The organism is Cohnella nanjingensis, from assembly GCF_014212125.1.
GTDB lineage: Bacteria > Bacillota > Bacilli > Paenibacillales > Paenibacillaceae > Cohnella > Cohnella nanjingensis.
The window spans coordinates 1-13,570 of record NZ_JACJVP010000023.1 but is presented as its reverse complement, the minus strand read 5'-3'; the positions used below and the strand labels follow the sequence as shown (position 1 = coordinate 13,570).

11 protein-coding genes are annotated in these 13,570 nt (G+C 56.2%); 9 read left to right on the top strand and 2 right to left on the bottom strand.

What is annotated here, in order from left to right; all coding sequences use genetic code 11:
• The first annotated feature begins 289 nt into the window (after positions 1-289).
• Positions 290-982, top strand: a complete 693-nt coding sequence (locus H7C19_RS12990) for an HAD family hydrolase (protein WP_185143083.1) — start codon at positions 290-292, stop codon at positions 980-982.
• Between the two features lie 102 nt (positions 983-1,084).
• On the opposite strand, the gene H7C19_RS12985 is transcribed toward H7C19_RS12990, so the two are convergent.
• The gene (locus H7C19_RS12985) at positions 1,085-1,912 is read right to left on the bottom strand and encodes a helix-turn-helix transcriptional regulator (RefSeq protein ID WP_185143082.1); all 828 of its coding nucleotides are present in this window, start codon (positions 1,910-1,912) and stop codon (positions 1,085-1,087) included.
• Positions 1,913-2,145: 233 nt separating this feature from the next.
• Here H7C19_RS12985 and H7C19_RS12980 point away from each other — a divergent pair, with 233 nt between their 5' ends.
• The 6 genes from H7C19_RS12980 to H7C19_RS12955 all read left to right on the top strand — a co-directional run bounded on the left by H7C19_RS12980 (position 2,146) and on the right by H7C19_RS12955 (position 11,129).
• Complete coding sequence (locus H7C19_RS12980) at positions 2,146-4,059, top strand: glutaminase domain-containing protein (protein ID WP_221469227.1); 1,914 nt, start codon at positions 2,146-2,148, stop codon at positions 4,057-4,059.
• 195 nt (positions 4,060-4,254) lie between these two features.
• On the top strand, positions 4,255-6,270 hold the full coding sequence (locus tag H7C19_RS12975) for a GxGYxYP domain-containing protein (protein ID WP_185143080.1): 2,016 nt from the start codon (positions 4,255-4,257) through the stop codon (positions 6,268-6,270).
• 118 nt (positions 6,271-6,388) lie between these two features.
• Positions 6,389-7,600 (top strand): GntR family transcriptional regulator, encoded by a 1,212-nt coding sequence (locus H7C19_RS12970; RefSeq protein WP_185143079.1) that lies wholly within the window; start codon positions 6,389-6,391, stop codon positions 7,598-7,600.
• A 228-nt stretch (positions 7,601-7,828) separates the two neighbouring features.
• Entirely contained in the window at positions 7,829-8,680 is an 852-nt protein-coding gene (locus H7C19_RS12965) for a carbohydrate ABC transporter permease (RefSeq protein ID WP_246469477.1), read from the top strand.
• Positions 8,681-8,683: 3 nt separating this feature from the next.
• The gene (locus H7C19_RS12960) at positions 8,684-9,610 is read left to right on the top strand and encodes a carbohydrate ABC transporter permease (protein ID WP_313731607.1); all 927 of its coding nucleotides are present in this window, start codon (positions 8,684-8,686) and stop codon (positions 9,608-9,610) included.
• Positions 9,611-9,695: 85 nt separating this feature from the next.
• Positions 9,696-11,129 (top strand): extracellular solute-binding protein, encoded by a 1,434-nt coding sequence (locus H7C19_RS12955; protein ID WP_185143077.1) that lies wholly within the window; start codon positions 9,696-9,698, stop codon positions 11,127-11,129.
• A gap of 123 nt (positions 11,130-11,252) precedes the next feature.
• Here the strand turns inward: H7C19_RS12955 and H7C19_RS12950 are convergent, their stop codons facing one another.
• Positions 11,253-11,738 (bottom strand): DinB family protein, encoded by a 486-nt coding sequence (locus H7C19_RS12950; protein WP_185143246.1) that lies wholly within the window; start codon positions 11,736-11,738, stop codon positions 11,253-11,255.
• A gap of 125 nt (positions 11,739-11,863) precedes the next feature.
• Here H7C19_RS12950 and H7C19_RS12945 point away from each other — a divergent pair, with 125 nt between their 5' ends.
• A complete protein-coding gene (locus H7C19_RS12945) occupies positions 11,864-12,469 on the top strand; it encodes a histidine phosphatase family protein (RefSeq protein ID WP_185143076.1) in 606 nt (201 codons plus the stop codon).
• Positions 12,459-13,208 carry an RNA polymerase sigma factor gene (locus tag H7C19_RS12940; RefSeq protein WP_185143075.1) on the top strand — a complete coding sequence of 250 codons (750 nt, stop codon included), beginning with the start codon at positions 12,459-12,461 and terminating at the stop codon, positions 13,206-13,208. The genes H7C19_RS12945 and H7C19_RS12940 overlap by 11 nt, the downstream gene beginning before the upstream one ends.
• Positions 13,209-13,570 lie beyond the last annotated feature (362 nt).

Below are 13,570 nucleotides of genomic sequence, written 5' to 3'. Positions count from 1 at the left end.
CAGGTCCATGCGTTTAAGCCTCGGCCGCGTCCGGCCGGCTAGTGGTTCCGATTATAAGTGAGTCTCAAACTTTCGGTAAGAAGGCAAAACAATTGGACGTTATCCAGATTGTTGGACCGACTAACCAATCGGTAAGCGCATTGAAGGAGAATTTGCGGAAAAATAATTACTCACTATTGACAGACCGATGGTCGGTATGTAAACGGGAGTTTACCGATACGGGTTGACCGACCGCGGCCGGATCGTGATACACTAGTCGGAAATCCAAAGGCGGCCAAGGGGAGATCCGATGTACAAAGCGATTCTGTTCGATCTGGACAACACGCTGCTCAATTATACCGGGAGCGAGCTGCAAGCCATGCAGCATACGCTGCGGACGCACGGCCTGCTGGAATGGGAACGCTTCGCCTGGGAACGGTTTTGGCCGGTATTCGGCTCGCACAACCTGCGCTATTGGCTGGGAAGGATCGAATCGCGCATGCCGATCCTGGAGGTGCTGGATCGCTCGTTCCGGGATACGCTTCTCGAGCTGGAGGAGGATCACGCGCTTTCGCCGGATCTGGCGTTCACCTACTGGGAGCACTTCTGCGATCTGTGTCTATACGAGGAAGGCGCCTACGAGCTGCTAAGCGATCTCCACGGCCGCTATCGGCTGTCCGTCGTGTCTAACGGCATCGGAGAAGCGCAGCGCAGGCGACTGTTGTCCGGGGGCGCGGACCGGCTGTTCCACTCCATTCACGTCTCCGACGAGATGGGCGTCTGGAAGCCGGACAAGGCGATCTTCGACGCTGCGCTGGTCGCGCTCGGCGTCGACCGGTCGGAGGCGCTGTTCGTCGGCGACTCGCTGACCGACGACTATATCGGCGCGGCGAATGCAGGCATCGACTTTTGCCATTACAATCCGCGGAGCATGGCGCCGGCAGAAGGCATCGCGCCCCTGTACACCGTTCATTCGCTTCGGGAGCTGCGCGAGCTGCTCTAACGCGACGATCCCCGTCCCGCTTCGGCAGGGACGGGGATTTTTTTTGGCTTCCGTGCGGCCGCCGGAAGGCGCGAATGGGCCGTTTCGGATCGCCGGCGGTTCTTACTCCGGCGACTTGGGCGTTTTTTTGGTTGCTTTTCGGTATTCGGAGGGGGAAACGCCGAAGACCGATTTAAACGCCGATGAGAAATAGTGCTGGTCCGCGAAGTTCAGCTTGGCGGAGATTTCGTTGATCGTGAGGTGCGTGTTCAGCAAATATTGCTCCGCCAGCTCGAGCTTGCGTTTTCGAAAATAGGCGTAAGGCGTTATTCCGTAAGCTTCCCGAAACAACTGAATGACGTAATTTTTTGAATAGCCGAGCTCCGCGCCCACATCGTTCATGTCCAGCTTGTTTTCAATGTTGACGTCCAGGCACAATTTGATCTGTTCGGCAGCGGACAGCACTTTATGCGCCAAATGGTTTTTGAGCTGCAAGACGATTTTCAGCAGGATGACCGAGACTTCGTCGATCAGATCGGAATAGCTTTTTTGGGGGACGGACGAAAGGTGAATGATTTCGTTCATATAAGAAAGGATGTTGCAGTCCTTCACGAGAAACGTGTCCGAAGGCAAATACTGCCGAAACAAATATTCCGCGAATTCCCCGTAAAAAACGACCCATATTTTCGTCCACGGACGCTCTTCGTCGGCATAATAGAGATGATCGCTGTCCCGGGTCAAAAAATAGACGTCGTTTTTTTGGGGGCGCAGCGTTTGGGAGTCGATCTCCAACACGCCGCTTCCGTCGATGATATATTCGAACGAGAACAGATTTTCTCCATGCCGTTCGATCCGATAGCTTTTATCGCAATACGAGATGCCTGACATGACGACGTTCAGCGGGCGCTGCGGATCGCACAGGTGCCAAAAGCTGTATATGGTCTCGTGCAAGGTGATAATCCTCACATTTGCAATGATATTTGCTATTATAATACGCCATTTACCATGATAAATTAAACCCGTAATGAACATTGCGCATGTTCGTCATACAGAATGTATAAGTTCTAGCCCTATCCATTTCTGTATGACCTCCGATAAAAACGTGCCGCCATCTTCCTTGAAGACGGAGGAGCCGTTTTTACTTGGGTTATCCGAAATCACGTGCGAAAACGGGAGGAATGGAAATGAAGTTGCGAGCGCCGGCCGTACCGCTGATTACCGTCGATCCTTATTTCTCCATCTGGTCCATGGGGGACAAGCTGAACGAATCGGACACCAAGCATTGGACCGAGCAACCTCACCGAATGATCGGCACCGTTACGGTCGACGGCAAGGACTATCTGTTCATGGGCGTCAAACCGGACAGTCCGAAAATGGAGCAAATCGGCTTGGACATCCAGGCGCTTGCGACCAAGTACCGTTTTGCATGCGAGGAGATCCAGCTGACGGTCACGTTCCTGACGCCACTTTTGATGGACGATTTGAAGCTGATGTCCAGACCGGTCTCTTACATTCATGCGGAAGTCCGGTCCAACGACGGAAAAAAACGCGACGTAACGATTCGCATCACGGTTGACGACGAGATCTGCCAAAATTTGAAGTACGAGTTCCCGACCGAGTATGCCGATCTTAGCCAACCGGGCTTTGCCTGCGGCCGAGTGGGAAGCAAGATCCAACGGCCGTTAACCCAAGCCGGAGACGATCTTCGAATCAATTGGGGATACGTCTATCTCGCTTCGAATCATGAGCGGGCGGCGGTATCGGCTTCGGCCGGCACCAACGAATACGGGACCGTGAACCATACGCTGGCGCTGTCGATCGCGCTCGATACGGAACAAAACGCCGAAGGTCTCGTCACGGTCGCGTATGACGATATCCAATCGATCGAATATTTCCACGAGCCGCTGAACGCCTATTGGAAAAAAGACGGACAAACGATCGAAGAGGCGATCAAGCAAGCGCTGGGCGAATATGGCTCCCTGTCGGAGAAGTGCGAACGGTTTTCGTCCGAGCTGTTCAGGGAAGCCGCGGAAGCGGGCAACGAAAATTACGCGGAACTGGTCTCCCTGGCCTATCGCCAGGCGATCGCGGCGCATAAATTGTGCGTGGATCCGAACGGGAATGCCCTGTTTATTTCCAAAGAGAACTTCAGCAACGGCTGCGCCGCCACCGTGGACGTGACGTACCCTTCCATCCCGCAATTTTTGATTTACAACCCGGAGCTGGCCAAAGGGATGCTGAGGCCGATTTTCAAATATGCCTCGACCGAGGTTTGGCATTTCGATTTCGCTCCCCACGATGCGGGCACCTACCCGCTGCTCAACGGGCAGGTCTACAGCCATGGTACCTGCCCGACCTGGCAGATGCCGGTGGAAGAGTGCGGCAATATGTTGATTTGCACCGCGGCGGTCGCCCTTGCGGAGAATGACGTCTCGTTCGCGCGGGAGAATTGGAGCCACCTCGAAAAATGGTGCGATTACCTGATTCGAAACGGCGTAGATCCGAATAATCAGCTGTGCACGGACGATTTCGCGGGACATTTGGCCCATAACTGCAATCTGTCGATCAAAGCCATCATGGGCATTGCCAGCTTCTCCATTCTGAACCGCTTGGCGGGGGAAGAGGAAAAGGCGGAGACGCTGATGAAAATCGCCGGTTCCATGGCGGAACAATGGCTGTCGATGGCCGCGAACGAAGACGGGACGTACCGGCTGGCCTTTGACCGCCCCGGCTCCTTCAGCATGAAGTACAATGCCGTCTGGGATTCCATTTTCGGTCTCGATTTATTCCCTCCGGATACCTTCAAGGCCGAAACGAAAGCCTATATCGAAAAGCATTCCGGTCCGTACGGCCTCATGCTGGATAATCGCAACACCTATACCAAATCCGATTGGCTGGTGTGGAGCGCGACGCTTTGCGAGAACAAAGAGGACTTCAATGCCATCGTGGATCGCCTGTGGCATGCGTACGATCAGTCGGAAAGCCGCGTTCCGATGACGGATTTTTATTCGACGACCGACGCGAAGAAGGTCAACTTCCAAAACCGGTCGGTGCAGGGCGGGTTATTCATTAAGCTTCTTATGGACAAAGGAATTTAAACGGGAATCTGGTTGCTTTCCATAGCGAATCGCGACGACGGTCGAGAAGGAAGACGCTCCTGCGGGGGCGCCTTCTTTTTGTTTGAAACGCCAAAAATGAATTGACTAATATATTTGATATATTTATTATTTCATTTGAAGAAAGGAACGAAGTTCTAAGCGCAGGAACATGATTTGCGAAAAGGGGGAAGGGCGTTGAAAAGGAAAGCCATTGGCATGGGCATCCTCGTTTGCGTGATCGCCGCGGGCATTTTGGCTGCCGCCTATTGGAGCCGGTCCGGCAACAAAGAAGGGGTCCTTTGGCCCGAAAAGCAGGCTTTGCCGTCATTTTCGGAGCCTGCGGCGACGTTGGATCTGATCGATCTCAGCAGCAAGCTGAACTACAAGGCGGAAGATTCGGATTACGAGCATCAGACCGGAAAAGCGGACGGGGATGGCTGGTTGGCCAAAGAGGGCGCGGATCCGGCGGGTATCATGCTGCGCGTTCCGAGCATCGCCGACGTGCCGCCCGGCGATAACCATGCGGTGTTTCGCATGAGCGTGGACCGGTTCGCGGATGAAAACGGGACCGTGGCGAAGCTGGAAATCCGCGAGTCGTCGACGGGAGACCGTATCGGCTCCCTGGAAGTCGCGAATTGGGATTTTAACAACGAGAATGCATCGCAGTCATTCGAGGTTCCCTTCACCTCGCCGGAGGCGGGGAAGGGGGTGGAGATCGTCGTGGCCTGGACGGGGAAATCGTCGCTCAAACTGTATGACGTTCAGATCGACTCGCCGGCAAGGGAAGAGGAGGTCGGGATGTTCGAAACCGTGAAGGGCGTGGTGAATAAAACCAAGCCCCGCATCTACGACGATACCCGGAGCGACGAAGGCACCAAATGGCTTTCCGCGCTCGGATTGGGATACCAAAAAGTGAAAAACAATTGGGAACTCGTAGCCAAATACAAAAACGAAATTCGTGGCATTGTCATTTACGATCCGGAGGTGGCGGATACGTACAATTTGGCGACGACCATAGCCGGATTGGACAACGCGATCGTCGTTTCGCCTGCCCTGGCCGACAAGCTTGCCGGGGAGCCCTACCGGTTTCCCGTGCTGGAGGATTTGCGGGGGAAATTCAAAACGAATATCGAGGTGTACGAATACCTGTACGACCGGTATTGGCCGAAAACGACCCATCGCGTTCTCGTCGGTCTGACCCCGGACATCAAAACGTTTTTGCGGGATTACGCCATGGGGATCGAGGCGGCCGTCGTATGGCTCAATCCGGGCGTCCCGGAGGAAGAGGCGATCCTGAACAAATTCATGAAAGACATGCCTTACGGAAGCGGATTGTATCTCGGATGGTGGCCGGACGAAGGGAAGGGGGTTACGAAAACGTCGGAGTTCGGGCTGGCGACCGTGGCGGCGGACTATTCTTCGAATCTGTCCGTGCTCAGCGGGACCTCCAGAACCATTGCGCCTGCCAAAATCCCGAAAAAGCCGCCGTTAGAGAACAAGGTCTACGTAACGTACATCATGAGCGACGGGGATAATCTGCAGTACATGGAACATTACTTCAGCAAGCTGTGGTTTTTGCCGAACCGGGGCGAAGTGCCGATCGGCTGGACCGTGTCTCCGCTGATGGTAGACGCGATGCCCGGCATCCTGGATGTTCTCCATCAGACGGCGACCGAAAACGATGCGCTCATTTCCGGTCCGACCGGCTTGGGCTACACCTACCCGAATTTTTGGAAGGATCAAGCGGGGCTGGACCGCTTCTTTTCCCGGACGGACGATTACATGAAGCGCGCTGGGCTCCGCGTGCTGACCGTCTGGAACACGGTCAAGGGAGAAACGAATCCGAACGTGGGAGACAGCTTGGCTTCCCACGCCCCGTCGCTGCTCGGCTTTACCTCGCAGGGCGGCACGGGAGCCGTGGAGATCTACCAAAACAAAATGCCCGGTCAAGAGTTGAACGTGGTTTACGGAGCTTCGGAAGGGGACCTGATTTTCCCGGTTCAGCAGGCGATCGAAAAATGGGACCGGAAGTCTCCTCTCTTCGTATGCATCCAAGCGAATCCTTGGGAGGTTCATTATCAGAACTTCGTCAACGCCTATCGCCAGCTCAAGGAGGACGACGATATCGTATTTGTCCGGCCTGACATCTACTTCGAACTGATCCGCGAGAGCAAAGGGCTCCCGATCGATCCGCTGGAGGCAAAGAAATGAAGGCAGGAATGAAAAAACATTTGTGAGAAGGGACGTCCATTTTCAAAATTGATGCAATTGGCTATAAATGATATAATGGGACAATTGGCCAGAATGGCATTTTTAGGGAGAACTTACGATGCAAAATGAGCGACAGCCGCTATATATTCAAATCCAGGACTACTTTAAAGACCAGATCCGATCCGGGCAATTGAAAGCCGACGATAAAATCCCCACCGAAAAAGAACTGATGCAGCAATTCAAGGTGAGCCGGATTACGGTTGCGGTGGCGTTGGGGCAGTTGGCCAAGGAGGGCTGGCTTTATCGGATTCCCGGCCGCGGCAGCTTCGTGAAGGAGATGGTGCGCGAGCCGCACGGCGGCAGCCCCGCCTCCTCGGCTTCCCAGCTGCAGGATGCCCGCGGGTACGGAGCGTTGCAGACGACAAGAGATGGTGCGGCCGACGAGGCGGCGAATGCGGGGCTGACGGAGGGCGGAAAGAAAAAAAAGATCGTCCTGATCATCCCCACGCTGGGAGACTTCTTTGCGATTCGCCTCATCTCCGGCATCAACGAAGTGCTGATCAGGCAAGGCTACCAATTGCATGTCGCCCTTAGCAACAATTCGATCGAAACCGAGAAGAGCCTGATTTGGGAATGTCTGTCGACGGGGACTGCCGGACTCATTATTTTTCCCTCCGACGCGGAGACCTACAACGAGGAAATTCTCGCGCTGAAAATGCGAAATGATCCGTTCGTGTTGATCGACCGCTACTTTGCCGGCGTCGAAACGAATTTCGTCTGCACGGACAGCCTGGAGGGAGCGAAGCTCGGGCTTCATCATCTTTGGGAGTTGGGGCACCGGAATATCGCCATCTGCTCGGACACGCCGCTTCCCACCATTACCGTCGAGGACCGGATTACCGGCTATATGGAGGGGTTGAAGCAAAAGGGGGCGATGATTAATCCGGCGTTGATCTTGACGGACTTTAAGGTCGACTATACCCGAATCAAAGAAGAAGACCCGCTCTATCGGTTTATTCGAAGCCAAATGGCGACGGCGTATATCACGCTGAACGCAAGGCTGGGCGTTTATATTTTCAACATAGCCAAGCAGATCGGCCTGAAAGTGCCTGAGGATATTTCCATCCTGACGTTTGACGATCCGTCTTCCGGGTACGACGAATTCGGATTTTTCTCGCATATTTCCCAATCGGAGGTCACGATGGGGAGAGAGGCGGCGGAGATTCTCATCCGTCTGCTGGAGGATCCGGAACCGGGCGTCAAGTACAGCAAAATCGTCATGAAGCCCGAATTGGTCGAAAGATCCTCGACGGGCCGCGTCCAAACGTAATCCAGCTTCGCAGCGGATTCCCAAGAAGACTCTGAACCGTCGGTTCAGGGTCTTTTTTTATGTCGAAATCCAATTGACATATTAAATATTATTATATATATTTAATATTGCATTTAGAGGATGGGAGGGGGAGAAATGGAACGGGCGGTTCCATTCAAACAAACAAAACTTAAGCGCTTTCTGGTAAAGCGCCGGGACGGCCTGATTGCCGCGGCCATTCTCGGACCGATGATTTTCTGGTGGTTGGTCGTGTCCGGATTTCCTACGTTGTTCGGTTTCATCCTGGGATTTTTCGAATGGATCGGCATTCAAGGACATCCCAAGTTCATCGGGCTGGGCAACTACGCCCGGTTTTTCGAGGATCCCCAATATTACAGCGCCTTATGGAGATCCGTCTGGATGGGGGCCCTTGTATCGGGAGTGACGCTGCTCGCCGGCTTCGGCGCCGCGCTTCTGATGAACATGCCGCTATTCGGCAAGGGGATTTACAGGTCCATTTGGTATATCCCGGCAGTGACTTCTACGGTAGCGACAACTCAGATTTTCAATATCCTGCTGGATCCCACGAATGGGGTCATCAACAACTTCCTGAAGTCCATAGGGCGGGATCCCGTGATATGGCAGTTTTCCGTCGGGTGGAGCGTGTTTTGGATCGTGATGTATTCCGTTTGGAAGGGGGTCGGGGGCGCGGCCTTGATCTGGCTGGCCGGTCTGCAATCCGTGGATGAGTCCCTGTACGAAGCGGCCGAAATCGACGGCGCCGGCCGAAGGCAGAAGCTGAGATACGTGACCATTCCCGGGCTGAAGCCGATCGCCACCTACATCGTAATCACCAGTCTGATCGGCGCGATCCAAATCTACGAGCAGGTAATGTTTATTACCGGCGGCGGTCCATACGGGAAAACGGAAGTGCTCGTCTTCCGGATCTACCGCGACGCTTTCTGGGACTTCAATCTCGGCATGGCGGGGGCATCCTCTCTCATCATGGCCGTCATCGTGTTCACGGCTACCGTGCTTTACTATCGCAGGTCCACGAAAGCCGACCGCAGCAACACGATACCTTTAAAGAAGGGAGCGTAGGCCGTGGATCCCGCAACTTTGCCGTCCTCCAAGACGCGAAAGCCGAATTCGAGCCACATCATTGCGCATCTGGTTTTGGCCGGCGTAGGCTTGATCCTGTTTTATCCGCTGATCTTCATGATTTTGTCCGGTTTTTTTACGAAGGACGAATTTACGACGACGGTTCTCGGATTTTTCCCGATCCCCCGTCATGCCACTTTGGATAATTACTTGATTTTGTTTCAAGGCTCTTCGGATACTTCGACGCAAACTTATTTTTTGAATTCGCTTTATCGCACGTTATACAGCACGTTTTTTGCCATGCTGACTTCGTTTTTGGCCGGATATGCCTTCGCCCGCTTGAAATTCAAAGGGAAGGACGCGCTCTTCCTGACGCTTCTGGCGACGCAGATGATTCCGGGCACCATCGCGCTGATTCCGACTTACCTTCAGCTTGCCAGATGGCCGTTCGCCGGCGGAAACGACGTTTTTACCGGGGGGACGGGGCTGCTCGATACGTGGTGGGTCTACCTTCTGGGCGGGCCTGCGATCAACATCATGGGGATGTTTCTGGTCAAACAGTCGCTGGAAAAGGTTCCGTTCGAACTGGACGAGGCGGCGAAGATGGACGGCGCGGGGACGCTGCGGGTGATTTTCCAAATCCTGCTGCCCCTGCAGATGCCGATTATGGCCTTTATCGCGATTACGACGGCGCTGGGCACCTGGAACGACTTTGCAACGCCTTTCTTCTACACGACCAGCGACCATATGCAAACCCTGCCTTCCGCGATCACGCGATTGTCATCCGCGGCCGTAGGTCCCGGCGGCTCCCCCAACTATCCGATGATCATTACGCTGGGGCTCGGCACGACCGTTCCCGCTTTGCTGATCTTTTTCCTTTTTCAGAAGTACATCGTGCAGGGGTTGGCCAATACGGGCATCAAGGGTTGACGGCTGCCGATGGTTCCAATAGCTGCATCAGACATGGCAAGAGGCAGGACAAGACGGAATCACTAAATCAAATGGAGGGGTTCACATGAAATTCGGAAATACGGCAAAATGGGGAATGTCCGCGCTTCTCGCGGCGGCGCTGGCCGGATGCAGCGGAGGGGGCGGCCAATCAAACGGGAGCGCGTCGCCCTCGGGTCCGGCGCCCTCGAGCCCGGCTTCGTCGGAACCGTCGGCTTCCGCGCAGGGCGCGTCGATTACGGTGCTCACGGAAGGGGCGACCAACGTCGGAACCGGCAAGCTCGGGGAACTGCTCGCGCCCAAAGAAAAAGAGCTGAAGGGAAAAGGGATGGACACCTCCTATACGCCCGGCAAACAGTTCGAGGCGGATACGTTCGGCCTGCATTACCAGACGATCCTCTACAACGCGATGAAGGAAAAGAACATCGAGGTGAATATGCAGGACTGGGGCTGGGGAGAGCCGCTGATCCAAAAGCAAACCGCCGGGTTCCTCGCCAAAAATATACCCGACGTCATCGTCGGCGAAACGCAAATGAACGGCTTCGCCCAGCAAGGTCTTCTGGAGCCGTTCCCGGACGACATGGCGGACGAAATCCGGCAAAACGTAGCGGATGCCGCCTGGAAGCCGATGGAGTACGACGGCAAAATCTACGGCCTCGCCGCTCAGCCGGGCGTCAGCAGCTTGTTCTGGAACAAAGACCTGGTGAAGCAGGCCGGACTCGATCCCGAAAAAGCGCCTGCCTCCTGGGCGGAACTAGCCGACAACGTGAAGAAGGTAACGGAAGCCGGCAAAGGGAAGTTTTATGGCGGCGGCGTTTACGCGGGGGCGAACTTCGGCGGATACCTGCGCTACGGCGCGTTGATGGTGATCAACGGCGGCGCGTTCGCCGAGGGCGGCAAGCCCGTGTTCAACAGCGACGCCAACGTCGAAACGGTCGAGCTGCTTCGCGAGTTGAATGCGAACAACGCGCCGGGCTTGATGGTGAATACGAATGAAGGCGCCTATTTCGACGCGTGGTACAAAGGGCAGGTTGCTTATATCATCGACGGCCCCTGGCAGTCCCAGCAAGCGAGAAACAACAAGATCGACGTCGGCATGGCTCCGATTCCGTTGTCGCCGAACGGCAAGGCGGGCAATATCACGATCGGCGCCGCGTTCCATTCGGTTCCGAAGGATTCCAAAAACAAAGAAGCGGCCTTCCAATATATTCGGGCCATGTACAGCAAGGACATTCAACAGCTCATCGCCGACTCGAACGTCCGGTCTCCGGTGTTGAAGGAAATCGCCGAATCCGAAACGTACCAAAAGGAACATCCGGAGCTTTACACGCACTATCTGGCGATGAGCGGCAACGTGCAAGGGTTGCCGACGTTCGCCAAGGATAATTCGAAAGCGTGGCAAATTTGGGGAGACGGCGTCGCGAAAGCGCTGATGACGAAAGGCGAGATCAAAGCCATCCTCGACGACGCCCAGAAAAAAGCGGAAGCCGTCACGCAATAAGCGCGGCGGGGAAGGGAAGCCAAAGAGAGCGGGAGAGCCGCTCTCTTTCGCTATTCCCTCCCGCGGAGGAAGGTTGGGTCTTTCGGTCCGCGAGCATGGTCGGCTTAGATTGTTTGCCTACGTTCAGGCGTCGCCAGGCTGTATCAGGCCTTTGCCGAACACGTTGGCGGATACCGGCTTCTTCCCGATCTCCCTCGCCCAGATCGACAATTGGCCCAAATGATGAATCTGGTGCGCGATCGTATGCCGCATGATTTCGCCCCAAACAAAAACCGCCGCACTGCCGTCCGGTCGGATTTCGCGGAGCACCCGCGCTTCCATGCCGTCATTCCACGCGGCGACGAACTGTTCGACTTCCGGCCGGAAGTCCCGGTCCAGCCGCTTGACCTTCTCCAGCGATCGATAGCCGTCAAAGCTCTCCTGGAAGTCCGGCTTGCCTTGAAGGGCGCGAATCCAGCTCCACTCCACATCCGCGACGTGGAAAAGCGTGTGCAGGATGCCGCCTACTCCGCCGGTACGTTGCCGAAGCAACTCCTCTTCCGATAACTCCTCGCACCAGTCATACCACTGTTCTCTCACGATCCAATTGTGCCGAAACCAAATCTGAATGCCAATCCCTCCCAGAGATGATTGCCGATCTCCGCAAATATTAACATGGATCGATTGGGAAAAGAAGGATTTGGTTTGGAAAAGGCGAATATACATTCGCATAACTAGAACTGCAGAGGTGGCTTATGGCGTTTATCGGATTGATTCGGCACGGACGAACGGACTGGAATCGGGAAGGCCGGGCGCAAGGGCAGAAGGACGTGCCGCTCAGCGAAGAAGGACTTGCGCAAGCGCGGATCGTGGCCGAACGGCTCGGCGAAGAGGAATGGCATGCGATCTATGCGAGCGACCTGTCCCGCGCGCGCCGGACGGCGGAGATGATCGCGGAGCGGCTCGGCATCCCGGATATTGTCTATGACGCCCGCCTGCGGGAGATCGGCGGCGGCCGGATCGAGGGGACGACGGAGTCGGAGCGGGTGGCTAAGTGGGGGCCCGAATGGGAGCGGCTCGATTTGGATCGCGAGCCGCCTGCCTCGGTCGCGGCGCGCGGCGCGGCTTTCCTGGAGGAGCTTCATGCGCGGGAGGAAGGGCGCAACGTGCTGGTCGTGGGGCACGGCGCCTGGATGAAGCATTGCCTGAACGCGCTCGTCCCGGACATCGATACGTCGGCCCCGCGCAAGAATACGTCCGTGACCAAGATCCGCAAATCCCCGGAAGGCTGGGCGTGCGATCTGTACAACTGCGCGAAGCATCTGGAAGGCCGGGAGGGAGCGGAGCCCGGTGAGATCTGAACCTGCGGCCGGGGAAGAGCTGCAGCGGGCGGACGTGGCCGAATGGCTGACGGCGCTGCGTCCGCAGCTGCTGCGCTACTGCCGTTCGCTCTGCGGGAACGCGTGGGAGGCGGAGGATCTCGCGCAAGATACGTGGATGAAGTTGGCCGGCCTGATCGGGCGTGACGGCGGCCGCACGTTCAACAAGGCTTACGTCTGGCGGGCTGCGAGGCACCTGTGGGTGGATCGCTGCCGCGCGAGGCAGCGCGCGCCGTCATCCGGCGAACCGGGCGATTCGCCGCAGCTCTTGGCGTTCGGCGCGGCCGATCCGACGTCGACGCGGGAGCTGCTGGAGTCGTTGGCAGGACGTCTGCTGCCGAAGCCGTTCGTCATTCTGCTGCTCGCGGACGTCTTCCGGTTCACGCTCAAGGAGACCGCGGCGTTCCTGGGCGACTCGGAGGGCGCGGTCCAGGTATCGCTCTCCCGGGCGCGTTCCCGTCTGCGGCAGCTGGCCTCGCGGGGTGAGCCGGAGGCGGCGATGCCGTTGCCTGCCGGAGCCGGCAGGCGCGCCGGAGCGGACGCCGCGCTGCTCGAAGCGGCGGTCGAGGCGTTCAGGCGGCACGAGCCCCGTCTCATCTACGATGCCTATCTGAAGCTCTACGAGAGCGGCACGCATCTCGCTTCCGTTCGCATCCTGGCGGGGCGCCTGCATTTTACGTTCCGCGATCCGGACGGCAATGCCGTAATGGCGGCAACCTGAAGCGATTTTTTATGGAAATGGGGCTTGGCCATTATCGCTTTCAGGGCTTACACACCTATAATCGTAGGGAATATCGTCTTCGGTTGGCAAAGGTCGCCCGGAATTCATCGGCCGGGACCTGTCCGGTGGTGCTCGCCGGTGGCGTTTGATGGTGTTGCTTGTCAGTGGTGCTCGCTGGTGGTGCTTGATGGTGGTTCTTGATGGTGGTGCTTGTCGGTGGTGCTCGCTGGTGCTGCTTGATGTTGGTGCTTTCTCGTGGTGCCTGCTCCCCAATAAATTGTATTCATACAACTTATTTGGCTCCCAACGGCGGAGAAGAGGCATTTACTTGCAAACGTACAACTTATTCAACAGAAAATCGA